The 25906-nt window shown below is 41.3% G+C and carries 25 protein-coding genes; 14 read left to right on the top strand and 11 right to left on the bottom strand.

Features of this window, described 5'->3' with window-relative positions:
* Nucleotides 1-60 precede the first annotated feature (60 nt).
* Nucleotides 61-1389, top strand: a complete 1329-nt coding sequence (gene mtaB, locus MJO53_RS00270) for a tRNA (N(6)-L-threonylcarbamoyladenosine(37)-C(2))-methylthiotransferase MtaB (protein ID WP_252079982.1) — start codon at nt 61-63, stop codon at nt 1387-1389.
* Between the two features lie 49 nt (nt 1390-1438).
* On the opposite strand, the gene MJO53_RS00265 is transcribed toward mtaB, so the two are convergent.
* A complete protein-coding gene (locus MJO53_RS00265; RefSeq protein WP_224836634.1) occupies nt 1439-1732 on the bottom strand; it encodes a GNAT family N-acetyltransferase in 294 nt (97 codons plus the stop codon).
* 162 nt (nt 1733-1894) lie between these two features.
* Between MJO53_RS00265 and MJO53_RS00260 the strand changes: the two genes are divergently transcribed.
* Both MJO53_RS00260 and MJO53_RS00255 read left to right on the top strand, forming a co-directional pair.
* Nucleotides 1895-2557: an alpha/beta hydrolase gene (locus MJO53_RS00260; RefSeq protein ID WP_224836635.1), complete on the top strand. Its 663-nt coding sequence runs from the start codon at nt 1895-1897 to the stop codon at nt 2555-2557.
* 49 nt (nt 2558-2606) lie between these two features.
* Nucleotides 2607-3575 carry a lytic transglycosylase domain-containing protein gene (locus MJO53_RS00255; RefSeq protein ID WP_252079981.1) on the top strand — a complete coding sequence of 323 codons (969 nt, stop codon included), beginning with the start codon at nt 2607-2609 and terminating at the stop codon, nt 3573-3575.
* A 113-nt stretch (nt 3576-3688) separates the two neighbouring features.
* Here MJO53_RS00255 and MJO53_RS00250 read toward each other — a convergent pair whose 3' ends face one another.
* Together MJO53_RS00250 and MJO53_RS00245 are read right to left on the bottom strand one after the other, a co-directional pair.
* Nucleotides 3689-4228, bottom strand: a complete 540-nt coding sequence (locus MJO53_RS00250; RefSeq protein WP_252079980.1) for a sigma-70 family RNA polymerase sigma factor — start codon at nt 4226-4228, stop codon at nt 3689-3691.
* A gap of 319 nt (nt 4229-4547) precedes the next feature.
* Nucleotides 4548-5063 carry a DUF2892 domain-containing protein gene (locus MJO53_RS00245; protein WP_224836638.1) on the bottom strand — a complete coding sequence of 172 codons (516 nt, stop codon included), beginning with the start codon at nt 5061-5063 and terminating at the stop codon, nt 4548-4550.
* Nucleotides 5064-5230: 167 nt separating this feature from the next.
* On the opposite strand from MJO53_RS00245, the gene rpmH reads away from it, so the two are divergent.
* On the top strand, nt 5231-5389 hold the full coding sequence (gene rpmH / locus MJO53_RS00240) for a 50S ribosomal protein L34 (RefSeq protein ID WP_072882462.1): 159 nt from the start codon (nt 5231-5233) through the stop codon (nt 5387-5389).
* A 95-nt stretch (nt 5390-5484) separates the two neighbouring features.
* Entirely contained in the window at nt 5485-8337 is a 2853-nt protein-coding gene (gene carB, locus MJO53_RS00235; RefSeq protein ID WP_252079979.1) for a carbamoyl-phosphate synthase large subunit, read from the top strand.
* 69 nt (nt 8338-8406) lie between these two features.
* Here the strand turns inward: carB and MJO53_RS00230 are convergent, their stop codons facing one another.
* The 3 genes from MJO53_RS00230 to MJO53_RS00220 all read right to left on the bottom strand — a co-directional run bounded on the left by MJO53_RS00230 (nt 8407) and on the right by MJO53_RS00220 (nt 11102).
* On the bottom strand, nt 8407-9585 hold the full coding sequence (locus tag MJO53_RS00230; protein ID WP_252079978.1) for a hypothetical protein: 1179 nt from the start codon (nt 9583-9585) through the stop codon (nt 8407-8409).
* Between the two features lie 45 nt (nt 9586-9630).
* Nucleotides 9631-10398, bottom strand: coding sequence for a DUF7151 family protein (locus tag MJO53_RS00225; RefSeq protein WP_252079977.1), 768 nt, complete (start codon nt 10396-10398; stop codon nt 9631-9633).
* A gap of 119 nt (nt 10399-10517) precedes the next feature.
* Nucleotides 10518-11102 carry a hypothetical protein gene (locus MJO53_RS00220; protein WP_224836642.1) on the bottom strand — a complete coding sequence of 195 codons (585 nt, stop codon included), beginning with the start codon at nt 11100-11102 and terminating at the stop codon, nt 10518-10520.
* A 170-nt stretch (nt 11103-11272) separates the two neighbouring features.
* Between MJO53_RS00220 and MJO53_RS00215 the strand changes: the two genes are divergently transcribed.
* From MJO53_RS00215 to MJO53_RS00205, 3 genes are read left to right on the top strand one after another with little or no spacing between them, the layout of a single operon-like run.
* Nucleotides 11273-11926, top strand: a complete 654-nt coding sequence (locus tag MJO53_RS00215; protein WP_252079976.1) for a TrmH family RNA methyltransferase — start codon at nt 11273-11275, stop codon at nt 11924-11926.
* A 42-nt stretch (nt 11927-11968) separates the two neighbouring features.
* Nucleotides 11969-12496: an SRPBCC family protein gene (locus tag MJO53_RS00210; protein WP_252079975.1), complete on the top strand. Its 528-nt coding sequence runs from the start codon at nt 11969-11971 to the stop codon at nt 12494-12496.
* A gap of 3 nt (nt 12497-12499) precedes the next feature.
* On the top strand, nt 12500-12880 hold the full coding sequence (locus MJO53_RS00205) for a VOC family protein (RefSeq protein ID WP_252079974.1): 381 nt from the start codon (nt 12500-12502) through the stop codon (nt 12878-12880).
* Nucleotides 12881-12883: 3 nt separating this feature from the next.
* Here the strand turns inward: MJO53_RS00205 and MJO53_RS00200 are convergent, their stop codons facing one another.
* From MJO53_RS00200 to MJO53_RS00185, 4 genes are all read right to left on the bottom strand, one after another.
* Nucleotides 12884-14566 (bottom strand): alpha-amylase family glycosyl hydrolase, encoded by a 1683-nt coding sequence (locus tag MJO53_RS00200; RefSeq protein ID WP_252079973.1) that lies wholly within the window; start codon nt 14564-14566, stop codon nt 12884-12886.
* 98 nt (nt 14567-14664) lie between these two features.
* A complete protein-coding gene (locus tag MJO53_RS00195; RefSeq protein ID WP_224836647.1) occupies nt 14665-15444 on the bottom strand; it encodes a carboxypeptidase-like regulatory domain-containing protein in 780 nt (259 codons plus the stop codon).
* 75 nt (nt 15445-15519) lie between these two features.
* Nucleotides 15520-17274: a DEAD/DEAH box helicase gene (locus MJO53_RS00190; RefSeq protein ID WP_252079972.1), complete on the bottom strand. Its 1755-nt coding sequence runs from the start codon at nt 17272-17274 to the stop codon at nt 15520-15522.
* Between the two features lie 144 nt (nt 17275-17418).
* On the bottom strand, nt 17419-18000 hold the full coding sequence (locus MJO53_RS00185; protein ID WP_252079971.1) for a non-canonical purine NTP diphosphatase: 582 nt from the start codon (nt 17998-18000) through the stop codon (nt 17419-17421).
* 59 nt (nt 18001-18059) lie between these two features.
* Here MJO53_RS00185 and MJO53_RS00180 point away from each other — a divergent pair, with 59 nt between their 5' ends.
* Nucleotides 18060-18512 carry a methyltransferase family protein gene (locus MJO53_RS00180; RefSeq protein ID WP_252079970.1) on the top strand — a complete coding sequence of 151 codons (453 nt, stop codon included), beginning with the start codon at nt 18060-18062 and terminating at the stop codon, nt 18510-18512.
* 210 nt (nt 18513-18722) lie between these two features.
* On the top strand, nt 18723-20615 hold the full coding sequence (gene serA / locus MJO53_RS00175) for a phosphoglycerate dehydrogenase (protein WP_252079969.1): 1893 nt from the start codon (nt 18723-18725) through the stop codon (nt 20613-20615).
* Here serA and rlmH read toward each other — a convergent pair whose 3' ends face one another.
* Nucleotides 20616-21089, bottom strand: a complete 474-nt coding sequence (gene rlmH, locus MJO53_RS00170; RefSeq protein ID WP_224837039.1) for a 23S rRNA (pseudouridine(1915)-N(3))-methyltransferase RlmH — start codon at nt 21087-21089, stop codon at nt 20616-20618.
* Between the two features lie 93 nt (nt 21090-21182).
* Between rlmH and nadC the strand changes: the two genes are divergently transcribed.
* From nadC to priA, 4 genes are read left to right on the top strand one after another with little or no spacing between them, the layout of a single operon-like run.
* The gene (gene nadC / locus MJO53_RS00165) at nt 21183-22040 is read left to right on the top strand and encodes a carboxylating nicotinate-nucleotide diphosphorylase (protein WP_252079968.1); all 858 of its coding nucleotides are present in this window, start codon (nt 21183-21185) and stop codon (nt 22038-22040) included.
* Nucleotides 22041-23021, top strand: coding sequence for a YihY/virulence factor BrkB family protein (locus MJO53_RS00160; protein WP_252079967.1), 981 nt, complete (start codon nt 22041-22043; stop codon nt 23019-23021).
* Nucleotides 22996-23445: a DUF2147 domain-containing protein gene (locus tag MJO53_RS00155; protein ID WP_252079966.1), complete on the top strand. Its 450-nt coding sequence runs from the start codon at nt 22996-22998 to the stop codon at nt 23443-23445. The genes MJO53_RS00160 and MJO53_RS00155 overlap by 26 nt, the downstream gene beginning before the upstream one ends.
* Before the next feature lie 3 nt (nt 23446-23448).
* Nucleotides 23449-25905: a replication restart helicase PriA gene (gene priA, locus MJO53_RS00150; protein ID WP_252079965.1), complete on the top strand. Its 2457-nt coding sequence runs from the start codon at nt 23449-23451 to the stop codon at nt 25903-25905.
* Nucleotide 25906 lies beyond the last annotated feature (1 nt).

Here is a 25906-nt window from a genome sequence, read left to right as displayed (position 1 = left end):
CATTTTCGATAACTCACAACAAATCGTTATCTTTGCGCCCCCTAAAAGTAAGGCAGGCAAATGAGCAAAAAGGTCGCATTTTACACATTGGGTTGTAAACTCAATTTCTCCGAAACTTCTACAATTGCCAGAGGTTTTGAAAAGGAGGATTTTCAGCGTGTGGACTTTTCGGATGAAGCAGATGTATACGTAATCAATACCTGTTCGGTAACGGAAAATGCGGATAAACGCTTTAAAACTATTGTAAAACAGGCCCAAAAGTCGAATCCCGATGCTTTTGTAGCGGCTGTGGGCTGTTACGCCCAGTTAAAACCAGAAGAATTGGCCGAGGTGGATGGTGTTGATTTGGTACTGGGTGCAACGGAAAAGTTCAAGATCACGGACTATTTGAACGACCTTACCAAGAACGATAAGGGCGAAGTGCACTCTTGTGAAATCGAAGATGCCGATTTTTATGTGGGGAGCTACGCCATTGGCGACCGCACACGTGCCTTTTTAAAGGTGCAGGACGGCTGCGATTACAAATGTACCTATTGTACTATTCCCTTGGCACGCGGCATTTCGCGCAGCGATACATTGAGCAATGTATTGAACAACGCCAAAAAAATAGCCTCGCAGGATATTAAGGAGATCGTACTTACCGGGGTAAATATTGGCGACTACGGGAAAGGTGAGTTTGGCAATAAAAAGCATGAGCATACCTTTTTGGATTTGGTAAAAGCGTTGGATACCATCAATGGCATCCATAGATTGCGCATATCTTCCATAGAACCAAACTTGTTAAAGAACGAGACTATCGATTTTGTTGCACAGAGCAACTCCTTCGTTCCCCATTTTCATGTGCCTTTGCAGAGTGGGAGCGACGATATTTTAAAGAAGATGCGACGTCGATATTTGTCCAATTTGTATGTGGATAGGGTGAAACGCATCAAATCTGCTATGCCCCACGCCTGTATTGGTGTAGATGTGATCGTTGGGTTCCCTGGGGAAACGGACGAACACTTCTTGGAAACCTATCACTTTTTGAACGATTTGGATATTTCTTACCTGCATGTATTTACCTATTCTGAAAGGGACAATACAGTAGCGGCCGAAATGGAAGATGTGGTGCCCAAAAAGGTACGCAACAAACGGAGTAAAATGTTAAGGGGACTGTCTGCCAAAAAAAGAAGGGCTTTTTACGAGAGCCAATTGGGTACTGTACGGACCGTACTGTTCGAAGGGGAGAACAAGAAAGGCTATATTCATGGATTTACCGAAAACTACATCAAGGTAAAGGCTCCTTGGGACCCTGCTTTGGTGAACACCTTGCACCAAGTAGAGTTAGAAGATATCGACGCGGATGGACTGGTTCGCTTCAAGTTTGTTTCCAGTGAGATTGTGGCGTAAAAAAACCTCCTAAAAAAGGAGGCTTGGATGTTTTTGATCATTGATCAAATCAGATTCGGATACCTACGGGCAACATTTCCTTGTACTGCCTGTTTTTTCTTAAGAAACCTGCAATTTGCGGACTTGTAGGCACAACTCTTAGATTTTTCTCTTGGATTTCGTTCAATACAGCTTTAATAAAATCCTCTTTAAAGCCTTCTTTTGTAATTTCTTCCGGAATAACCAGTTTGGTCAAAAATACTTTACGCTCTTGTGAAGAGTACTCAATTTTGGCTAAATGCCCATTGACGGTAGTTTCAAATTGGCGTAGGAAACTATTGTCAGTGATTTCCAATGTTGTCATATAGAACTTGTTTTTTTAATGACTCGCAGAAATACCTTAAGGTATCTCTAATTCCCCCATCATATAAATATTGTATCGGTTAGGTGGGGTCGGCTGCAAAAGGGCTACAAAAGTAGTGAAAATATTGCTAATTTCCTAGTCCTTATCGATATTTGGTGTACTATGACCGATAACAAAACCCATGTCTACCTAATGCCAGGAATGGCTGCCAATTCTTCGATTTTTGAGGGGATCAAGCTTCCGGAAGACCAATTTACTTGCCATACCTTGGAGTGGTTCGTGCCCGAAAAAGGAATGGATTTGGAAGCATATGCCAAAAAAATGTGCAAAAAAATAAACGAACCCAACCCAGTTTTGTTGGGGGTTTCATTTGGTGGTATGTTGGTACAAGAGATGGCCAAGATCATGCCCGTACGAAAGCTGATCGTGGTATCGTCGGTAAAAAGTAAGCACGAGCTACCTAAAAGAATGATTTTTGCCAAGTACACCAAAGTCCACAAACTGCTACCAACGGGTTTGGTGAACAATGTGGAATTGTTGGCCAAATATGCCTTTGGCGAAACCGTGACCAAGCGTTTGCACTTGTACGAAAAATATCTGTCTGTTCGCGACAAATATTATATTGATTGGTCCATTGATCAAATTGTGAACTGGAAACAGGAAACTCCGCTAAAAAATACGGTTCATATTCAAGGGGAGAAAGATGCAGTTTTTCCACCATCCCATATAAAGGACTGCATTTTGGTAAAAAATGGCACACATACCATGATCATTCACCGTGCTCGTTGGTTCAATGAGCACCTCTCCACAATTATTTTGGAATAATTTCGTCTATATAATAGTATCTTTACATTGATAATAAATTAGGGAAGACATGAAACAAGTAAAAAACATATTGGCCTTTATTGGATTAATGGCCGTAGTGAGCACTTTGATTTTTGCCGTGCAGTCGAATGAAGTGGATGATAAACCAGAATTGCAAGAAGTTGAAACAACGGAATCGGACAAAAATGTTGCGGATACATATCAAATAAGCGCCATTGAAATCCCTGAGGACCTGAATTTTGCCGGAGAAGCGGTTCCACAGGAAGATCCAGAGATCATGGAGCGCGTGGACCGGGAGTTTTTGGTGAACACCTATTGGCAATCCAATGCCCTTTTATTGATGAAAAGGGCCAACAAATACTTTCCAATCATTGAACCCATTCTTAAAAAGAACGGAATCCCGGATGACTTTAAATATTTGGCCGTGGCCGAAAGTGGTTTGCAAAATGTAGTTTCCCCAGCAGGGGCTACCGGTTTTTGGCAGATAATGCGCGCCACGGGCAAGGAGTACGGTCTGGAGGTCAATTCCAATGTGGATGAACGCTATCATGTGGAAAAAGCGACTCAGGTCGCTTGCGACTATTTAAACAAATGGAAAAATCGTTTTGGTAGCTGGACCCTTACCGCTGCCGCGTACAATGCCGGACCTGCCGGGGTTCAAAAATATATGGATATTCAACAAGTGGACGATTATTACGATCTATTGTTGGGGCAGGAGACAGGCCGCTATGTGTTCCGCATTTTGGCCATTAAAGAAATTCTATCCCATCCAGAGAAATATGGTTTTCAGTTAGATCAGGACGATATGTACGAAAAGGTGCCCACTTTTACCGTTGAAATTGATACTGCGGTATCCAATTGGGCGGATTTCGCAGAACAGTACGAAATAAACTATAAGATATTAAAACGACACAACCCTTGGTTGCGCGAACCTCATTTAAACAATGTTTCCCGCAAAAAGTACACCATAGAAATACCGAACAAAGGATATTACCGAGTGGGGAATGTGGGGAAGTAATTGGTATTGGCCCTAATATTTTTGGTTACACTGGTAAATTGCTTTTTGTTTGGGGTTATCTATCTCAATACCTAACACTCCAAAGCAAAACAAAAGAATAGTTTTATTCGGGTCTACTTGCAAATTTTGCAATCCTCTTTGTCCTGTAATTGGCCTACTAGATAGCCTTGTTCACTCATTTCGTAACCACAACAATCCATAAAGCCTTCGGCAATTTTTTGTCGTCCACGTTGTATTTGCGATTTTACGGTGGGTAACGGTAAACTTAATTTTTTTGCAACCTCTTTTTGTTTTAAGCCCATTATATCGGCCAAAAAGATAGGTTCTCTGTATTTTTTAGTTAGATTAACTAAAATACCTCTTAAACAATCTTTTTCGGTATGTTCATGGGTTTCAGGAACATCCTCTGTATCAAAATCATTAAATTCAATTTTTACTTTACTGGTTTTTAAATAATCCATTAAAGTATATCGCGCTACGGAAAACAACCAAGATTTTAGCTTGTTGCCATCTTTTAGGGTGTGCAGCTTGGTGTGTACCTTTATAAAGGTGTCTTGTAAAATATCATTTGCAACAGTTTCATCTTTGGTTTTACTGAGAATAAAACGTTTGATGTCTTGTGAATATGTCTCCCAAATCTGTGTTGTGGTCATACTTAAAGATAAACAATCAGCTTGAACATCATAATTCAAGCTGATTCTTGGTTTAACAATTACAATTGGTGCACGTACAGTTGTTGCATGTACAATCTGAACATCTTCCGTTGTTACAAGGTTCGCAATTGCAATTACAAGATTTACCTGTTTTCATAAGTGAATGAATTTTATGGTTCACTTAATAGACGATAGAACTTTAAAAAAGATGCATTCGAAATACAGAAATTTTTAAGGGGCCTTTTAATAACAAATCATGGAGCGGAGGCATCCCAAATCAAGTGTGCAATACCACCAAAAAAAAAAGATAAAGTAAAAATTAAATCTTTTTCATCTGCTGCTGCATCATTTTGATTTGATCGGTAAGCATATTGTTTTTATCCAATTTTTTGGCTTCTTGCAACAATTGTGTCGCTTCACGCTTTCTGCGCTTTTGCATGGCAATACCGGCCAAGCTCAATTTGGTCATGGCCACATCGTAATCCATGGTCAAACCAAATTTTAGGGCCTTTTTAAAGTATTTTTCGGCCTGGGTCAGATTTTTCTGGGAGTAGATGATACCGTGCAAATAATTGTAATATCCCACTTGCTTTTTTATCAATGCAGATTCCGGGTTCTTAATTTTATCCAACCAGCCCTGTACACCGTCCAAATCCTGTTTTCTCATTTTAAGAAACGCCAAAAGAATGAACTCGTTCCGGAAATAAAGAAAAATGAAAACAAGGGAGAGCAAGATCAGTGCAATTCCATTGCCAATATTGCCCTCAATAAACTGAAATACGGCATAGGCTATAATAAGAACGGCAATAACGAGCTTGATATTTTTATTGAACATGTGGTCTAGAGTTTTTACCTTTAGTTAAACGCAGGCAAAAGTACTAAAAACTTAATTAAATATTTTAAGTTTGGGCTTGCCAAAGTAAAAAGTCTTTGTATATTTGCGCCCAGAATTTTTTAGGGAAGAGTAACTTCCCATCAACAAATCCATAAAACAGTTCGGAAATGAAAAGAACGTATCAACCATCCAAAAGGAAGAGAAGAAACAAGCATGGTTTTAGGGAGCGCATGGCGACTGCCAATGGTAGAAAAGTTCTTGCGAGAAGAAGAGCCAAAGGAAGAAAAAGATTAACTGTTTCCTCTGAGCCAAGACATAAAAAATAATGATAGTATTTATTATTTAAATTAAAGGTGTTACTTTTCTAGGTAACACCTTTTTTTTGACATATAAGCAGATAACCGAGAAACCCCTTAAGAAAATGCCCAAAAGAAAAGATTTAAATTCCATTCTGATTATTGGTTCTGGTCCGATCATCATCGGTCAGGCATGTGAGTTCGATTATTCCGGTTCCCAAGCACTTCGCTCCCTACGGGAAGATGGTATAGAAACCATTTTGATAAATAGCAACCCCGCCACCATTATGACGGACCCAGCTATGGCAGATCATGTTTACCTTAAACCGTTGACCACTAAGTCGATAATCGAAATACTTAAAAAACATCCCAATATTGATGCGGTTTTACCGACTATGGGCGGGCAAACAGCGCTGAATCTTTGTATCGAAGCAGATGATAAAGGGATATGGGAAGATTTTGGAGTGGAAATCATCGGGGTTGACATTGATGCCATCAACATAACCGAAGACCGAGAAAAGTTTAGGGAATTAATGCTGAAAATTGGAATAGGCATGCCTCCCCAGGCCTCGGCGACCTCGTTCCTAAAAGGAAAGGAAATTGCCCAAGAATTTGGATTTCCATTGGTAATAAGAGCTTCTTTTACCCTTGGTGGAGCAGGTGCGGCCATAGTTCACGACCCGGAGGATTTTGATGGTCAACTGAGCCATGGGTTGGAAGTGTCCCCAATTCACGAAGTGATGATCGATAAGGCCCTAATGGGGTGGAAGGAATATGAATTGGAACTGCTCCGTGACAAAAACGACAACGTAGTCATCATCTGTACTATCGAGAATATGGATCCGATGGGTATCCACACAGGGGATTCCATTACGGTGGCTCCCGCTATGACCCTATCGGACAGGACGTTTCAACGAATGCGTGATATGGCCATCCATATGATGCGCAGCATTGGGGATTTTGCCGGTGGATGTAACGTACAGTTTGCCGTTAGCCCGGACGAAAAAGAAGACATTATAGCCATTGAAATTAACCCGAGGGTTTCCCGTTCCTCTGCGTTGGCATCCAAGGCCACGGGGTATCCGATTGCAAAAATCGCTGCTAAATTGGCCATTGGTTATTCGTTGGATGAGTTGGACAACCAGATTACCAAGTCGACTTCAGCTTTGTTCGAACCAACATTGGACTACGTAATCGTAAAAATACCACGCTGGAACTTTGACAAATTCGAAGGTTCTGACAGAACCTTGGGACTCCAGATGAAGTCGGTAGGAGAGGTGATGGGAATTGGGCGTTCCTTCCAAGAAGCCCTACACAAGGCTACACAATCCTTGGAGATTAAGCGTAATGGTCTGGGAGCCGATGGTAAAGGATACAAAGATTACGAAACCATCATTGAGAAATTACGTGTACCCAGCTGGGATAGGGTTTTTGTAATCTATGACGCCATTCAACTGGGAATACCATTAAAACGTATCCACGAGATTACCAAGATAGATATGTGGTTCCTTAAACAATACGAGGAATTGCACTTCTTGGAGATGGAAATATCAAAATACACCATAGAAAGCTTGCCAAAAGCACTGTTGTTGGAAGCAAAACAAAAAGGTTTTGCGGACAGACAGATTGCCCACATGTTGGATTGCTGGGAAAGCGAAGTGCACAGCAAACGTATGGACTTGAACATCAACCGAGTATACAAACTGGTGGATACCTGTGCTGCGGAGTTTAAAGCGGTAACACCTTATTATTACTCTACTTTCGAAGAAGAAATCGAAACACCGACCGGAGAACGCTACATGGCCAATGATAGTGTGGTGACCGACAAGAAAAAGATTGTTGTTTTAGGGTCTGGTCCCAATCGAATAGGACAAGGAATCGAGTTCGACTACTGCTGTGTACACGGAGTTTTGGCGGCTGCCGAATGCGGTTACGAGACCATTATGATCAATTGCAACCCGGAAACCGTTTCCACCGATTTTGATACCGCGGATAAACTCTACTTTGAACCCGTGTTCTGGGAGCATATTTACGATATTATCCTTCACGAAAAGCCAGAAGGCGTAATTGTGCAGTTGGGCGGACAGACCGCGCTCAAACTTGCCGAGAAACTGGACAAGTATGGTATCAACATCATCGGAACCAGCTTCCAGTCCCTCGACTTGGCCGAGGATAGAGGTAGTTTTTCCACCCTGCTGAAGAACAACGATATTCCTTACCCGAAATTTGGCGTGGCCGAAACAGCGGACGAAGCTTTGGATTTGGCCGAGGAATTGAAATTCCCATTATTGGTAAGGCCTTCTTATGTATTGGGTGGCCAAGGAATGAAAATTGTGATCAATAAAGAGGAACTGGAAGCCCATGTGGTGGACTTGTTGCGCAAGATACCGAACAACAAGCTGCTGTTGGATCATTACTTGGATGGCGCTATCGAGGCAGAGGCAGATGCCATTTGCGACGGTGAGGATGTGTACATTATTGGGATTATGGAGCATATTGAACCTTGTGGAATCCATTCAGGTGATTCCAATGCAACATTGCCACCCTTTAATTTAGGCGAGTTTGTGATGCAACAAATAAAAGATCATACCAAAAAAATTGCGTTGGCACTTAATACCGTTGGTTTGATCAATATTCAGTTTGCTGTAAAGGATGATACGGTTTATATTATAGAAGCGAACCCTAGGGCGTCGCGTACAGTACCATTTATTGCCAAGGCATACAAAGAGCCTTATGTGAATTATGCCACAAAAGTAATGTTGGGAGATAAAAAGGTGAAGGACTTCAATTTTAATCCACAATTGGAAGGCTATGCCATTAAGCAGCCCGTTTTCTCTTTTAATAAGTTCCCTAACGTAAATAAAAATCTGGGTCCCGAGATGAAAAGTACAGGAGAGAGTATTTTGTTCATCGACAGTTTAAAAGATGATGAGTTCTATAACCTATATTCCAGAAGGAAAATGTATTTGAGCAAGTAATTCATTACTGATCGAGAATAAAAAAGGGCCGCTATCTGCGGCCCTTTTTATGTTTAACGATGTGTTATTTTACTCCTGTTTTACTGACTCCAACTTTGCTAATCTTTCCTGTAGCGATAAGAGTACTTTATTCTGATCGGATAGCTTTTGGTTAATTTCTTTTAAGCTTTCTATTTCTTTTTGCTGCTGAATGGAATGTAGGGTGAGCTCTTCGATTTTTTGCAACAAAGTTGCGTCCATTTCCCCAAGATCTATACCATTGTTTTTTACCTCTTCGGCACTTGGAACATTGGGTAGATGTCCATTCTTATTGATAAATGCTTCAACTTCTTTTAAACTTAAAAGAGTGTAATTTTTTTCAAACACAAAATCCGGCCAATTTCCCTCAAGTTCCACTTTAACAGATTCGGCGACCATGCTTCCAGCTACGGCAAACATATATCCTTGTGTGTTGGAGGTTCCGATTCCCACATTTCCAGTTGCATAGGAAATGTCATTGCCGGATGTGGTCCATGGTGAAGAGCCAGAAGACAAAGGTGACCCATTTACCAAAAAGTTGGTGGCATTGATCGTACCTGCCACATCCAAAGCATATCCTGAAGCAGCAGTTCCAATGCCAATATTTCCAGATGTATATGAGAGGTCGTTGCCAGAAACAGTCCATGGAGAAGAAACCAATGTGGTTCCGTTCAATACGATTTCTGTGGCGTTCAAGGTAGCAACATCCACATCTCCCGTGGTAAATGAAATATCACCGCCGGTGGTTGTCCAAGGTGATTCGTTGTTTTCAAGCGGGGTTCCGTTCAATAGGATTTCCGTGGCGTTCAAGGTAGCAACGTCCACATCTCCCGTGGTAAATGAAATATCACTGCCAGTGGTTGTCCAAGGTGAACTGGAATTTTCCAAAGGAGTACCGTTGACCAAAATATTGGTCGCGTTAAGTGTACCTGCAATATCCAATTCGTAACTAGGGGTATTGGTGCCTATACCTACATTTCCACTTGAATAAAATATATTATTTCCGTTCAGGTTCCATGGAGAGCTTTGCATAGGGCTTCCGCCAACCAATAGGTTGGTTACGTTTATTTCCGTGGCATTTAAAGAGCCGTTAATATCCATGGCATAATTCGTGTCGGGGGTTAATGTCCCAATTCCAACAGTGCCGGACGCAGGGAAAGAGTTTTGCCCGTATGCAATTGCACCAAGCAATAGAGCGAATACGGTGTAAAGTGGGGTTAACTTTTTCATGTTTTATTGTGTTAGTACAAAGTGGTATTGACGTTGTAATGTATTTTATTCGTATTCCCTTAGTTCAAAGGAGAGGTTATCAAAATTGTCCGCAAAAACGTTTATTCCGTTTTGGAGCTCCAATCTTATTTCCGTAGTACTTTCCAAAGTTCCCCTAACACTTGTATGGGTGGTTGGGGTGCTGAAAAAGATAACGGTTTTACTAATGTCGATAGGGCTATCGAGTGTTCCTGTGTAAATGCCCTGAGCCTCCCGTGTCCAAGTAATAGTGATGTTGATGTTGTTTTCCAGGACTTGTTCGGTAGGGTCATTGGTGCCCGATTGGCTTATTAGAGAAGCATAACTTTGATAAGAAAAATCACTGGCGTCGCCATTGCAAAGGTATTCGGAGGTGGTCACCTCATCATTGTCCAAAGTGCCATTTGAATTACTATCCAAACCAACATCCAATTTATATCCTCCATTGGAGCAATTTTCTCCGGGTAGTTCGATTTCGGTATTAATAAGACTGTTGAGTCCTGTTGATGATTCAGTGTTACAAACATATTGGGAAGAGGTAACCTCGCTCGCCTCCAGTGTTCCATTACTATTGATGTCCAAACCAAAATCCAATCGAAAGCCTCCATTTGCACAATTAGTACCGGGGTCTTCAACCGCAGTATTTACTAAACTATTTAAACCGTTTTCTCCATCTAGTCCATCAATGCCATCTCTGCCATCCAGTCCGTTGGTGCCGTCTTCTGAACTACAGGCTATGAGGGTTAAAAGAAATAAAAATAAAGATGTAAACTTCAGGGGTAAATGTTTCTTCATGGGGCTAAGTGTATTGAACATTAATTTCCCAAATGTAGATAAATCAGCTATTGAAACTAACTGACAGTAGGTAGAAAGTATGAAAAATCAGATGAAATGCACGGAGTACAGGCTCAGAATCAGTGAATAAGTTTAAACGATTCGGCAATCGTTTTAAAGGTTTTTTTGTGCTCTTGTTTTTTGCTATTTAAAGTCCATGCCATTATCATATATACATGATCGTTTCCTTCTACAAATGTTATAAAATATGAGATTTCGTTGTCCACATTTCTCAATGTAGCGTCAACTTCTTGGTATATTGAATTCAAGTTGTTGATTTTAAATGGTTTTGGGTTGGTCTTACTGTTTACTTTTGTGGTTCTGGAAAGGATTTGTAGCCTGGCCTGTCTGTAGTTTTCCAAAAGGGATAGATTTTTATCGTATTGTCCTAAATCCTCATAAACTTGCTTAAATCCAGATTTGGGTTCATCAATGATCAAAAGGTAAGCTTCGTTGAGTAGGCTTTGGTATTGTAATGAAGCTTCTTCGTTCAGACCTGTAGTGGTTGTCATAAATCTAGGTATGTCAACACTGTAATTCCCTTTAACGGTCACGGTATGGAAGGCATCCATATCTAAAGATGAATCTCTTTTCTTTTGTTTAGAGTCCAAACAAGATGCTAGCGCAAGTACAATCGGAATTAAAACAATAGGTGCATTTTTCATATAGAGCGCGTTGTTTATATTCAATGGAAATGAAAATATAAATAAAATATCAGATGCGAACCTTGAACTATCAATTTTGACGAATTATACAGTGCCCTCAATATTCATAGAATTGAAGCGTTTGTAAGGCATTAAAAGCCCAAATTTCCATTTTTTGCTATCTTGGTTTTATGTTTGACCATGAATTGCTAAACTATCTGGAAGGGTACCTTACCGAAGAACGTAAACAGCGTTTTTGTGATGTATTGCAAAAAAGGACCCGACACATTACCGTAGCGGTTGAAGATGTTTACCAGTTGCACAATACTAGTGCAATCTTAAGAAGTTGCGATGTTTTTGGGATCCAGGATCTACATGTGGTGGAAGATCGTTTTGGAAAACGGATGGACAAAAATATTGCCATGGGCGCCGAACAATGGGTGGATGTGAACCGATATCAAACCACAACGGATTGTATCTCTAAACTGAAGAATGAAGGGTATCAGATTGTAGCAACCACTCCACATGACGATTCATCACTGCTTCATGATTTCTTTCCGCAAAAAAAATCGGCCATTTTTTTTGGAACAGAACGGGAGGGGTTGTCCAAAGAGGTTATGCAACGGGCGGATGGGTTTTTAAAAATACCCATGGTCGGATTTTCAGAAAGCCTAAATGTTTCTGTTTCCGCCGCTATAATTATTCAAGAACTGGCGCAAAAAGTACGCAGTTCCAATCTTGATTGGCAATTAACCCCTATGGAAGTTCTCGATAAGCGGTTGGACTGGACCAAAAAATCCATCAAAGATGTTGAGGGAATCATTAAAAGATACCGGAACACGTAAAATAATTTTGTACTTTTAATTGTAAATCAATCAATTACAGTTATGTTGCTATTATATATCCTCCTCGCTTTGGTGCTTTTGATCGGTATTCTTGCCATGATCGCACCTAAAAATTACGATGTTTCCCGATCCATAGAAATTCACAGGCCCAAGGCTGTTGTTTTTGAGTATTTAAAATTCTTGAAAAATCAAGATGAATGGTCTCCATGGGGCAAAAAAGATCCCAATATGCAAAAAGAGTTTACTGGAACGGATGGTGAAGTAGGGGCAACCAATTATTGGAATGGAAATAAAGAAGTAGGGGAAGGGGAGCAGGAGATTACCAAAATAGTCGATGGTGAACGTATAGAAAGTGAACTCAGGTTCTTAAAGCCATTTAAATCCACTGCGGATGCATATATTACCACCAAAGAAATAGAGGCTGATATCACCAAGGTGGTCTGGGGATTTTCAGGAAAGAACAAATTCCCGATGAGCATTATGATGTTGTTCATGAATATGGACAAAGCTGTGGGAAAGGATTTTGAAGAAGGATTGGCAAGCCTTAAAGAGATTTTGGAAAATCAATAGCATATGGAAAATAATTTGGTGGGCTGGTTCGAAATACCGGTAACGGATATGGATCGGGCGAAAAAATTTTATGATACTGTCTTTCAGATCGAGATACAATTACAGGACCTTGGCGGAACCAAAATGGGCTGGTTTCCGCGGACCGAGGGTAAACAGGGATCTTCCGGGTCGCTCATTCAAAATAAAGATTGGTACACACCTAGCGAAACCCATGGTGTGCTTATTTACTTTTCCAGTGCGGATGTAAACAACGAACTGGGCCGTATCGAGGATGCCGGGGGCAAAATATTACAGAACAAAACACAGATAAGCCCGGACATTGGTTATATGGCCTTGTTTAGCGATACCGAGGGCAACCGGTTGGCCCTTCACTCCAGACAATAGATTTTATTCTATAAGTTCGAGCAGGGCAATGTCAAAATCGTTGTCCAAAACTACTTTTCCATTGGTTACGATTACTTCGGTTTCGGAGTAAGTGTCGAACAATTTGGTGCCATCGCCAAAGAAACCTTTTACAGAAAGTGACTTTTTTCCTTTGGGCAAATCCAATCCTATTGCCACTTTATCCTTGTAATCCCCATTTATGTAGGTTCTGGAAAATACATAAGGGGATTTTGACAATCGGTTGTGTTTGCCGGCACCTACAGCAGGGTGATTGTTTCTGAACCTGCCCAATTTTTGCCAGTGTTCATGTATTTTCTGTGTCTCGGGAATACTGTCCAAATCCTCCCAATTCATAAACGAGCGAAGGGTGGCGTCTCCCTGTGTTCCTTCAATGGTAAGGCTTCTTGCTGTTTCATCCCCATAATACACCTGGGATGCCCCTGGGGTCAATAAAAGTACATTGGCGGATCGGTACGGCTTGGTTCGGTCCTTGTCGTAAGGGGCCCCATCGTCATGCGATGTTAAATAATTAAGTACACTTTTGCCCTTAAGTTTGGTGTTGAGCAATTTGTTGTACTTTTTAAAAATGGTCTCGTAGTTGTTGTCCGCATCATTTTTTAGCTCAAAATTGATGAGGCTTTTAAACCCGTGATCAAAAAAGTCTACCTTTTTATTTCCAAAATCGAACTCGCGACCTCCGGAGACTCCGTAATTGTATACTTCCCCGACCATGTAAAATGGATTGTCGTCCAAGATTTGATCTTGGTGTTTTTTCTTCCATGTTTCAAAAGCGTAGGAAGCCTCGGTATACAGATCGGTCCAAGCATTTTCGTTTACGTGTTTTACAGTGTCCACTCTAAAACCATCAATTCCTAGGTCGTTGATGTAGTCCGTAAGCCATTTGATAATATAATAACGGGGCGCACGGGGATATCCGGTGCGCTCAAAAAATAATTGAAGTTCATCAAGCTCTTTGCTCAGCCTGCCTTCTTTTTTCCATTTGGCCAAAAGCGCGTCGGGCAATTCCACAGCGGTATCGGACTCTGTTAATATATCCGGTAAGTTTTCCACCAAGGTGCATGCGGTGGTGTTCTCGTATGTTGTAAACTCACAGTTGGGTCCGGTTCTCACCCAATCATCAGGCCAAACAGGATCCTTTTCGGTTACAGGTCCGGTATGGTTCAGAACTACATCCAAAAGAATTCGGATTCCATGTTTATGGGCGGTCTTTACTAAATTTTCCAGGTCTTTTTTAGTGCCAAAATTCGGGTCTACTGAAGTCCAGTCCTTGGCCCAATAGCCGTGATAACCATACGTATTTCCCGTTCCCTCGTCGGTCGCTCCATGAATTTGTTCCACTACCGGGGTAAACCAGATGGCATTTATGCCCAAATCGGTAAAGTAACCTTCTTCTATTTTTTGGGTAATTCCTACGATATCACCTCCCTCAAAGCCTCGTAGCACTCCAGTCTCTTCGGTTCTATCAAAATTTACATCGTTATTGGGATTTCCGTTGTTGAAACGGTCGGTGAGCAAAAAGTACACGTTGGCACCTTCCCATACAAAAGGAGCTTCTTTCTTGGTTGTTTCCTTTACAATTGTTGGCGGGGCTTGCTGCTTTTTTTGAGTCTTTTTGCAGCCAGTAAATAGGGATAGTATAGACAAAACAACAAGCAATTTTTTCATGAACCGGAATTTTGTTTAAAGCTAGAAATTCTATACGTAAAGATAAAAATTATTTATCGTGGTATAGTTGTTTCCAGATTATTGGTTTAAGCGCTTGATTAGTTCCTGTTTAGGACTTTGTATTCCTCGTAGCAGCTGGAAATTGCGTCCAAAATTTGAAGGTCGTTTGCTGTTTTTATAAAGGATTTTGAATAATTGCAATTGTTGAGTATGTCCTCGATATCGACTTTTTCCAATTGAAGAAGTTCGGTTAGTGTTTCTCTATCGAATTTTGAAGCCAGCAGGTCCCGAATGTTGTCATCTTCTTTAATTTGGCGGAGCTTTCGCATTTGCCGCGGTTTTTTACCAAACAGATTTCTGAGCAGGTCTGCAGGATTTAAAATAGCACCCAACACCTTGGTAACTGCACTAGGACTTTTGTTTCCTGCCTCGTAGCTGGTGTTTAGTCCAGAAATACTGTATTGGTATGCATTGTTGATCGGCAGATTTTTTACGTCAATTTCCAAATAGCCTGTTAGTTGGTATGGGGTTACAATAACCTCTTCAAGGGCGTAGGCAAGCTCTGTCAACGCAATCTCGGTATTCCCAAAACGGATCATATCGTTGGTCACCCTTACTTTTTGGGTCTTAAAGCCCAAGTAGGAAAAATACAAAGTATCGTTCACTGCAGCAGGAATGGTAAACTTACCTTCAGGATTGGTAATGGTACCCTTGACCTGATTAAGGTTGACCACGTGCACACTTTCTAAAGGAAACTCGGTCTGGGCATTGATCACCGTTGCGGAAAACTCCTTTACTACTTGGTTTTCATCATCTTCAATTTGAGAAAAACCAAGTAGTGGGATTAGGGACAATAGTATAAGTAGTAATCTTCTCATGCAATCTTTGTAGCTATAAAAGTACTAAACAAAGAAAAATAAATAGCAGAGACGTGCCATTTAATATAGAATTAACTAATAAAAGCCCTGTTTTTTCTTGCCTCCTTTTTTGCCGTACCCTCCTTTTTTTCCTCCTTTGTAGGACTTGTTGCCTCCTCTTCGGCTACTGCCGCCGCCTTTTCGATTGCGACGTTTTTTACCTCCTTTTCCGCCGCCACCGCCCGGGTTTTTGGACACTTCAACATTTATAAAACGTCCTTCCAGTTTAAAGTCTGTAAAGGTTTGAAGAATAAACTCGGTAAGTTGTGCATCGGTGTTGAAAAAGGAGAAAGAATCCTTGGTGTCCACATTATAGACGTCTTCTTTTTCCAAGTTCAAGGTATCTCTTAGGAAGTCTTTCAAGCTCATCCAATCATAACCATCGCGTTCACCAACATTGATAAAGTATCGTACGGATCCTTCGGACGGAATATCCCCGGACGCCCCACCTTTCTCCCTTCCGGAATCCTGGGTGTTTAGATCTTTGGTCTTACTGTAATAGTTGTAGAATTGGGTAAACTCTACCGAGAATATTTTTTTGATGAGTTCTTCGCGATCTATCCCTTCCAAAACATCGTTGATGGCGGGCAAATAACTGTCAATTTCTTGATTGACCTTGGTTTCTTTGATCTTATTGGCCAAATGGTATAATTGTATCTCACAGATTTCAATACCATCGGGAATTTTTTTGGAGATAAAATCCTGTTGTATTTTTTTCTCTATCGCCTTGATCTTTCTCAACTCCGAGCGGGTCACAATTACCATGGAGATTCCGGATTTGCCGGCGCGTCCCGTTCGACCACTACGGTGGGTATAGGTCTCTATTTCATCGGGTAACTGGTAGTTGATAACGTGGGTTACATCGTCAACATCAATTCCACGCGCGGCAACATCGGTAGCTACCAACATCTGTACTTGTTTTTTTCGGAACGAGTTCATGACCAGATCCCGTTGGTTCTGGCTCAAATCACCATGTAGTGCTCCGGCATTGTAACCGTCCTCAATCAATTTTTCCGCAACACGTTGTGTATCCCTTTTGGTTCTACAGAAAACTACGGAGAAGATACCTGGATTGGCATCGGCCAAACGTTTTAGGGCTGCATAACGATCACGGCCTCCAACAACATAATATTCGTGCTGTACTGTGGAAGCTCCGGCATTTTTGGAACCAACTGTAATTTCCACAGGTTTGTACATGAACTTTTTGGCAATGGTTGCCACTTCTTTTGGCATGGTTGCCGAAAAGAGCCATGTTAGCTTTTCTTGCGGGGTGTTGGATAAAATGTCCTTAATATCTTCATAGAAGCCCATGTTCAGCATTTCATCGGCTTCATCCAGAACACAATAATCAATTTTGGAAATGTCCACCATATTTCGGCCGATCATGTCCTTCATACGGCCAGGGGTAGCTACAACGATCTGTGCACCTCTTTTTATCTGTCGGGCCTGTTCGGTAATGCTTGCGCCACCGTAAATGGCCACCACATTGAGTCCTTTTATGTATTTGGAGTATAGTTTTAATTCGTTCGTTATCTGCAAGCAGAGCTCACGTGTAGGGGAGAGGATCAATCCTTGAGTGGTCCTGCTGTCCGATTGGATCTTCTGGATCATAGGAAATCCAAATGCAGCAGTTTTTCCAGTTCCTGTTTGGGCCAGGGCAACCAAATCGGTTTCCTGCTCCAATAAAATTGGGATTGATTTTTCTTGTACTTCGGAGGGGGATTCAAATCCAAGGTCGGAAATAGCATCCAATAGGGGTTTGTCCAACCCCAAGGCTTCAAATTTTGTCATAGCGGTGTAATACCTTTAATCGCAAATATGTTTGTGTTGTATAGAGCGATTATAGTATTTCCCGTTCAAGCCCATCACAACACCTTGCCCATACCGGCGGCGTTAATAAAGCGGCAAAGGTACACTTATTTTGATCGCTACAACCTAAGTGGCGTTCTTTTTTAAGAATTCCACCAATTTTCGAATCGCCCTACCACGGTGACTAATGGAGTTTTTTACATCGGAAGGCAGTTCGCCAAAGGTTTTATCGAATCCATTTGGTTTAAAGATGGGGTCGTAGCCAAACCCTCCTTTTCCTTGTTCTCTATCCGTTATGACGCCTTCGACCGTTCCTTCAAAAGCGTGGACTTCTCCATTTAGATTAAGATGTACTACGGTCTTAAAATGTGCTTTCCGATTATTTTTTCCGTTCAACTCGTTTAACAATTTCTGCATATTGTCCGAGGCATCTTTTTGTCCCCCCGCATATCTGGCCGAGTATACTCCGGGAGCTCCATTTAATGCATCCACAAGTAGGCCGGTATCATCCGAGAAACAGTTCAAACCATAGGTTTGGGTAATGTGATCTGCCTTAATTTTGGCGTTTTCTTCCAATGTATCCCCCGTCTCGGGAATTTCGTCAAAACAATCAATATCTTTTAATGACAGTAGTTGGATATTTTTCGGAAGCAATTGCTGAACTTCTTTCAGCTTATGGTCGTTATGTGTGGCAAAAACTAGTTTCAAATCAAAAGGTCTCTATTTTGAGTTTCAAAAGTAGTAATTTCGGATTTTAAGTTATTTGTATGAAATTAAAAGTACCGCCAGCTTTGGTGATGTTGATTTTTGGAGGGACAATGTTCCTTCTGGATAGGTTTTTGCCAGTAGGTGAGTTTGATTTTTTTGGCAGGAACCAACTGGCTTGGATACTTTTTGTCTTAGGAGTAATAGTAGGATTATTGGCCGTGTTGCAATTTTGGACGGGAAAAACAAGTTTGGATCCCATGCACCCTCAAAAAACCAGCAGGTTGATGACCAAAGGGGTTTACAATTTTAGCAGGAACCCTATGTATTTGGGGCTTTTGCTACTACTATTGGCTTTAGGCCTTTGGCTGGGCAATGCTTTTAATACCCTTGTGTCGGCTGGTTTTGTGTCCTATATGAACCATTTTCAAATACAACCGGAAGAAGATATGCTCCAACAAAAGTTTGGTAAGGAGTACCGTTTCTACTGTAAATTAACCCGGCGATGGTTCTGATTAGGATACAGCCACTTTTTGACCTTTAGGTTACTGAGAGCTGGACTTTGATTTGCACATAACTGCAAAATGATGGTTTTTGGGTAGCATTTAAAACAAATCGTAATGGATTTTTGATTTATCCGTAAAAGTGTAAGGTTTTTGATAACTTCCAATTACAAGGATGGAATTAATGTTTAATTTTATGCCTTAATTTTTTTGAAGCGAATCATGGTAGAGACAGGGCGCAAATATGTGTTCGATTTTGATAGTACCCTCACAAGGGTTGAGGCGTTGGATGTTTTGGCGGAAATGACACTGCAAGGAAATCCAAAGAGAGATGAAATAGTGTCGGAAATCCAAAAAATCACCAATTTGGGGATCGATGGCGACATATCTTTTACGGAATCGTTGGAACGCAGAATCCGATTGCTGGATGCGAACAAAAAAGATCTAGAAGATTTGGTGACCGAACTGCGTCAGAAAATTTCCAAATCCATAGAAGCCAACAAGCAGTTTTTTTATGAATATTCCGAAGATATTTATGTAATCTCCTGCGGGTTCAAGGAATTTATAGACCCAATTGTTAAAGAATACAACATTCCATCCGAAAGAGTGTTTGCAAACACCTTTACTTTTGATGAAGCTGGCAATATAACAGGTTTCGACGAAACCAACGTGCTTGCCACCCACAACGGAAAAATAGAATGTTTAAAAAACTTGGATTTAGATGGCGAGGTCCAGGTGATCGGCGACGGCTATAGCGATTATGTAATGCGCGAGGCCGGGATAGCCCATAAATTTTTCGCCTATACCGAAAATGTGCATCGAGAAAAGGCTGCCAATAATGCCGACCACGTAGCACCTAACCTAGATGAATTTTTATTTGTGAACGATTTGCCAAGAAACTTATCATACCCCAAGAACAGAATCAAGATCCTTTTATTGGAAAATGTCCACCCGGCTGCATTCGAAAACCTATCGGAAGAAGGGTTTTCAGTGGAACTGATCAAGACCAGTTTATCCGAAGAAGACCTCATCGAGCGAATCAAAGGGGTGCATGTACTAGGAATTAGGTCCAAGACACAGGTTACCCAAAAAGTGTTGGATGCCGCCGATAAGTTATTGGTGGTCGGAGCTTTTTGTATCGGAACCACCCAAATCGATTTGGAATACAGCAAAAAGAAAGGCGTAGTGGTCTTCAATGCACCGTACAGCAATACCCGTTCCGTAGTGGAACTGGCCATTGGACAGACCATTATGCTCATGCGGAGCATTTTTCCCAGAAGTACGGAAATCCATAATGGCGAGTGGAACAAAACCGCAGCCGGTTCGCAAGAAGTACGTGGAAAAAATTTAGGTATAGTTGGTTACGGGAATATAGGAAAACAAATGTCCGTTTTGGCAGAAGCCATGGGGATGAAGGTGTATTACTACGATGTTAACGATCAGCTGGCATTGGGTAACGCAGTAAAATGTGACACCTTGGAGAGTTTGCTCAATGTTTCGGATGTTGTTACCCTGCATGTAGATGATAACAAGGCCAATAAAAATTTTATAGGTAAGCGTGAAATCGACCAAATGAAAGATGGAGCCAAACTTATTAATCTTTCCAGAGGGTTCGTAGTGGATATAGAAGCTTTGGCCGATGCACTGGAAAGTGGAAAATTGGGCGGAGCGGCGATAGATGTTTACCCATCCGAGCCACGTAGTAATGGAAGCTTTAAAACACCATTGCAAGGATTGTCCAACGTAATCCTAACCCCTCATATTGGTGGTAGCACCGAAGAAGCACAACGAGATATTGCCGATTTTGTGCCCAACAAAATAATGGATTACATAAATTCTGGAAATACCGTAGATGCGGTTAACTTCCCGAATATTAGGTTGCCTAAACAAAATGGAGTCCATCGATTTTTACATATACACCGGAATGTTCCCGGAATAATGGCCAAGATAAACGAAGTGTTGGCACAATATGGACTCAATATTTCTGGACAATATCTGTCTACAGATAGCGAAGTTGGTTACGTGATCACCGATTTGGACAAAGAATACAATAAGGAAGTGATCAAGGCGCTCAAGAAAATCGAGAACACCATTAAGTTTAGGGTTTTATATTAATTATTGGTGGTGATAGGGTTCGTTCCTGAGAATGGTGAACCCCCGATAAATTTGTTCAACTACGAACAATCGCACCATTTGATGGGAAAACGTCATTTTGGATAAACTGATTTTTCCGGCGCTTTTGGAATAAACGGCATCGCTGAAACCATAAGGTCCACCAATGGCCAACACAAGATTTTTAATGCCACTGTTCATCTTTTTCTGCAAGAACTGGGCAAAATCAACAGAGGTGTATTGTTTTCCTTTTTCATCAAGAAGGATCAAGGTGTCCGTAGGTTGCAATTGACCAAGGATAAGTTCGCCCTCTTTTTCTTTTTGCTGGGGTTCCGAAAGATTTTTTCTGTTTTTTATATCTGGAATAATATTCATTTGAAACTTGATATAATGCTTCAACCGTTTTTCGTATATGGCTATAAGTTCTTCAAGTTCAGACTTATCGGTTTTTCCTATGGCGATCAAAGTAATCTGCATGCCCAAAAATAATCCATTCCTCATAAAATTAAGCATGGTTTGTACATGGACAAGGAACAATGTTTTTATTATTTTCGTTAAAATCCCAATTGAATGATTTCCGAAGCACAATTTCAAAAAGAACTAGATCTGATCATTGCCAATGCCGTTAGGGAAGACGTTGGCGACGGAGACCACAGTTCCTTGGCCTGTATTCCCTCAACTGCAAAAGGAAAGGCCAAACTCCTTGTAAAAGACCAAGGTATTATTGCAGGTGTGGAATTTGCAAAAAAAGTCTTTACCTATGTAGACCCACAACTGAAAACGGAAATTTTGTTGGAGGACGGCACCCCCGTTAAATACGGAGATGTCGTTTTTTATGTGGAAGGAAACTCGCAAAGCATTCTAAAGGCCGAACGCTTGGTGCTCAATGCCATGCAACGTATGAGCGCCATTGCCACAAAAACAAAAGGATATGTAAGTATTTTGGAAAGTACGGGCACCAAAATTCTGGACACACGAAAAACTACCCCGGGGATTAGGGCCCTAGAAAAATGGGCAGTAAAGATAGGAGGGGGAGAAAACCATCGGTTTGCCCTCTACGATATGATCATGCTCAAGGACAACCACATCGATTTTTCTGGAGGTATTACCAATGCCATTCAAAAAACAAGGGATTACCTTAAAGAAACAGGAAAGGACCTTAAAATTATCGTGGAGGCCAGAAATTTAGAGGAGGTGGACGAGATATTAAAATCCGAAGGGGTCTACAGAATACTCTTAGATAATTTTGATTACGATCAAACCCGCGAAGCGGTCAAAAGAATAGGAAATAAATGTCTTACGGAATCTTCCGGAGGTATAACAATGGAAACCCTGAGAAAATATGCCGAATGCGGCGTAAATTATATTTCTTCGGGAGCCTTGACCCATTCCGTACACAACATGGACCTAAGTTTAAAAGCCGTTTAAATGTCTGCAGCCATAGAAGAGCAGTTGGAGAAGATACCCGTGGTCAATTGGATTGTACAGGTATTGAAAAAGATTAAGCTCAAAGCTTTTGAGGGCCTCTCCTTCTATGATTTGATCGAAATGTATTTGATGGGAATTGTCAAAGGAGCACTTTCCTCGAGGGCCAGTTCCATCGCCTTCAGTATTTTTCTTGCTTTGTTTCCCCTGCTGATTTTTTTGGTAACTATGATTCCCTTTATTATTCCATACGTAAGTGTGGGCAATGAGAATTTCGACGCCCAGTTTTTGGACTTTTTGGAGTCTTTTCTCCCATCGGCAACGAGCGATTATTTCGGAGAAATCTATCAACAGATCAAAGATCAAAAACAAGGGGGGTTATTGTCTTCTGCATTTATATTGTCCATCTTTTTGATGGCCAACGGTGTGAATGCCATATTTGGAGGATTTGAGAACTCCTATCATGTGGAGTTGACGCGTAATTTTTTTCGTCAATATGCGTATGCCCTGATGGTTGGGTTGATTCTTTCCATTTTATTGATCGTAGGTGCTGTTGCCTTTGTGTATTTTGAATTCTACATTGTCGAATACACCAGTGAATATTTAGGAAAAACATTGGGCTATGATGTGGAAAAAGGCGACACCATTGGAATACAGGTAGCCAAAATATTGTTTTTTCTTAGTCTTTCTTATTTCACAACGGCCATACTTTACTATTTTGGAACGGCAGAAGGCAGGCAAGCCCGATTTTTTTCCGCAGGTGCGTTAATGACCACCCTTTTATTTTTATTGACGTCCTATCTGTTCGGAATTTATGTTGAAAAATTTGCTCGTTACAACGAACTCTATGGTGCTTTGGGTGGATTATTGATATTAATGGTGTTTATTTGGTTAAATTCCAATATCTTATTATTGGGCTTTGAACTGAACGCAACCCTCAACTCATTAAAAAAAAGACATGAAAAACAGAAGGACATACAATAAATGGATCGGTTTGGTGTGTTTTCTCTGCTGCCAGATAACCCTATCGCAAACAGTTTTTGGTAAATGGAAAACTATCGATGATCGAAATGGGGTAAACAAGGCAATCATCGAAATTTACGAGGAAGATGGGTTGATGCACGCTAAAGTGGTAAAAATATTGGAAGAGGGCAAAAAAGATGCAAGGTGCACAAAATGTGAAGGAGAAAGAAAGGACAAGCCCGTTCTTGGAATGAAGATCATGGAGGATTTTGAAAAGAACAGCAAGGGCATATATAAAGGGGATACCCTTTTCGACCCTGAAAAAGCTATGACTTTTAAAGCTAAGGTCTGGTTGGACGAGGAGAACAAAAATAGGCTAAAAGTACGTGGATATTTAGCCTTTTTGTACCGTACACAAACATGGCACAGGGTAATCGAGGAATAATTTATGGAGTATTTTTTAGAGGTAGTTTTGCCAATTCCTTTGGAAAAGCTTTTCACCTATAAAATATCGGAAGCAGAAGCCGATTTTATTCAAGCGGGAATGCGAGTTGCCGTACCTTTTGGCAAGACCAAGATATACACCGCATTGGCCTACAAAGTGCATACCCATGCCCCAGAAGCCTACGAACCCAAAGAAATTTATCAAATTCTGGACGAACGGCCCGTAGTGGACAAAGTGCAGTTGAAGCATTGGGAATGGGTGGCCAATTATTATATGTGCACGTTGGGCGAAGTTGTTCGGAGCGCCCTGCCCAGTGCCTTTTTGTTGGAAAGCGAAACCCTAATTTTGCCCAACAAAAATGCAAAGGTAGACGAATTGCAACTCACCGATGACGAGTTTTTGATCTACGAAGCACTTCAACATCAAACCGCATTGAAAATCTCCGAGGTCAGCGATATCCTGGATAAAAAAAATGTGTTGAAAATAGTCAATGCCATGGTGCACAAAGGTATTGTGCTTCAAAAAGAAGAACTATACGAACAATACAGACCTAAATTGGTACGCTATGTTAAGCTCGCCGAGCAATTTGAAGGCGAAGAACAACTGTCCGAACTGCTGAACGATCTAAACAGGGCTCCCAAGCAGAGCCAAGTGGTACTTTCTTTATTTCAATTAAGGGCCAAAAGCGCCAAACCCATACCTATTTCGGAACTGGAAAAGGAGAGCGGGGGTTCCCGTTCGGTAATCAAAGCCTTGATCGATAAAAATATTCTGGAAGAATACCATATCCGAAAAGATCGGGTGGAGTTCGATGGGCGATCGGGTGATGTTGGAGCTATTGAATTGAACGAGCATCAACATCGGGCCCTAGACGATATACAGCATGGGTTCGACGAAGAAAAACCCGTATTGTTGCACGGGGTAACTTCTTCAGGAAAAACAGAGGTGTATGTAAAACTCATCCAAAAATGTCTGGATGAAGGAAAGCAAGCGCTGTATTTACTTCCTGAAATTGCTCTGACCTCCCAATTGATCAACCGATTACAGCAATATTTTGGCCATCAGGTATCCGTATATCATTCAAAATATAGCATTCACGAAAGGGTGGAGGTATGGAACAATGTATTGAATGATGCAGAAAAAGCTCGAATCGTAATTGGAGCACGTTCTTCACTTTTTTTGCCCTTTACCAATTTGGGATTGGTGGTCGTGGACGAGGAGCACGAGAATTCTTTTAAGCAATTCGACCCGGCACCAAGATATCAAGCCAGGGATGCGGCCGTTGTGCTCGCGGCATTGCATAGTGCAAATATTGTTCTAGGTTCTGCCACTCCGAGTATAGAGAGCATGTACAATGCTAAGACAGCAAAATATGGGTATGCATCCATGGCACATAGATTTGGCGATGTTTTAATGCCCGATATCAATTTGGTGGATATTAAGGAGGCTACCAGAAAACGCCGAATGAAAGGTCATTTTTCGGAAACGCTTATAAAGGCCATCGAGGAAGCGCTGGAAGAGGGGGAGCAGATTATTCTTTTTCAAAACCGAAGGGGATTCGCTCCGGTAGTGGAGTGTACCACTTGCGGGCATGTGGCCCAATGCCCCAATTGCGACGTTAGCCTGACCTATCATCAGCACAGAAACCAACTTCGCTGTCACTATTGTGGTTATCACATGGCCTTGCAGCAAGCGTGCTTGGCTTGTGGGAGCCCAACTTTGGATAAAAAGGGCTTTGGTACGGAACAGATTCAGCAAGAATTGGGTCAGTTGTTTCCAGATGTTTCCGTTGGCCGCATGGATCTGGATACAACGCGTGGAAAATACGCATACGAGAAAATAATCTCATCTTTTGAGAATCAGGAGATGGATATTTTGGTGGGAACACAAATGGTGACCAAGGGTTTGGATTTTAGAAATGTAAGCCTTGTAGGTATAATGAATGCGGATTCCATGCTCAATTTTCCCGACTATAGGGCCCACGAGCGTAGTTTTCAAATGTTGACCCAAGTGGCGGGTAGGGCAGGGCGTACCAAAAAGCGCGGTAAAGTATTGATTCAGACGTACAACCCTTATCATCAAATATTGCAGCAGGTAACTACGAATAATTATGATAAAATGTTCCAAGAACAGTTTTACGAGAGGGAACAGTTTAAGTATCCGCCCTTGGTGAGGCTCATAAAAATAACCTTGAAGGATAAGGACTTTAATAAACTGAACGAGGCCGCGGATTGGATGGCAGGCTCTTTGCGCAATGTGCTCGGAACTCAGATTTTAGGGCCGGAATACCCACCTGTAGCTCGTATACGAAGGGACTATCTTAAAAATATATTGATAAAAATACCAAGAAAACAACCATTGGCCCAAACAAAAAATAGCATTAAAAGAATTGAAAAATCCTTTAATGCTATTTCTAAGTATAAAAGTATCAGATTGGTCTACAATGTGGACCACATATAAG

The sequence above is a fragment of the Flagellimonas marinaquae genome, assembly GCF_023716465.1.
Classification (GTDB): Bacteria; Bacteroidota; Bacteroidia; order Flavobacteriales; family Flavobacteriaceae; genus Flagellimonas; species Flagellimonas alginolytica.
The sequence above is the reverse complement of the archived record's forward strand: the minus strand, read 5'-3'. Positions and strand labels throughout refer to the sequence as shown.